This is a genomic window from Pseudomonas sp. JV245A (genome assembly GCF_032424515.1).
In the GTDB taxonomy this organism is placed as follows: Bacteria; Pseudomonadota; Gammaproteobacteria; order Pseudomonadales; family Pseudomonadaceae; genus Aquipseudomonas; species Aquipseudomonas protegens.
Genome location: NZ_VYKE01000431.1, coordinates 1 through 951, shown reverse-complemented (window position 1 = coordinate 951; position 951 = coordinate 1). Strand labels below are relative to the sequence as shown.

General features: G+C 67.0%; 1 protein-coding gene and 1 pseudogene. Both read left to right on the top strand.

Annotated features, from left to right (window positions below; genetic code table 11):
* Positions 1–607, top strand: a pseudogene (locus F6S12_RS32245) (alpha/beta hydrolase); the annotation flags it as partial.
* Between the two features lie 15 nt (positions 608–622).
* A partial coding sequence (locus tag F6S12_RS32240) for an LLM class flavin-dependent oxidoreductase (RefSeq protein WP_315869922.1) occupies positions 623–951 on the top strand: 329 nt, incomplete at its 3' end.

The window sequence follows — 951 nt, the reverse complement described above, 5'->3', positions numbered from 1 at the left end:
CTTCGCCTCGGCCGCCTACGCCTCCACCTACGCACCGGACCTGGGGGTCAAGGGCAGCATCGGCACCGGGGTGATCTACACCATCGGCGCGAAGAATGTCGGCGAGCAGGACCCGAACAAGGTCGATGCCTCCCTGGCCTACGGCTTCTACACCTTGCTGGCCGCCCAGCAGTACGACCCCAGCATCGACCCCAGGGACTTCTACACCGACAAGGCCCTGCCGCTGTTCGAACAGGCCCGTACCAGTTGCCTGGCGTCCCTGGTCAGCGACGTGGTGGGGGTTGGCCTGACCCCGGCCAACGCCAAGAAGGACTATCAGGGCAGCCAACTGGCGGCCTGGCAGAAACAAGTGTCCTACCCGACCCTGAAAACCGCCCAGCCGGTGTTCATCGGCACCGGCGCCGAGGACAAGACCCCGGCCGCCGCCACCCAGGTGGCCCTGATGCAGGACGCCTGCAAGGCCGGCTCGGTGGTCGAGGGCCACCTGTACAAGGGCCTGGGCCACAGTGAAACGGTCAATGCCTCCCTCAAGGACTCGGTGCCGTTCGCCCACAAGGTGATCAACGGCCAAGCCATTACCCCCGTCTGCAACCCCAGCGTGCAATAGCCAGGAGGCCCAGCCATGAGCATCGAATTCTTCACCCGCCTGCCCCTGCACGGCGAAACCCAGTTCCTCCCCGGCGACCCGCGCAACCGCGGCGACTGGCACCGGGGCGGGCCCAGCACCGGTGCCGTCTCAGGCTTCAGCGTCGGCGACCACTTCACCTACATCGACTACCTGGGGCAGATCGCCCGGGCCGCGGAAATCAACGGCTTCGGCGGCGCGCTGATGGTCAACGCGCCCTCCGGCGAAGAGCCCTGGACCGTGTGCTCGCTGCTGGCCCGGGAAACCCGCACCCTGAAGTTCGTCACCGCCTTCCAGCCCTATCACTACACGCCCTGGGTTGCGGT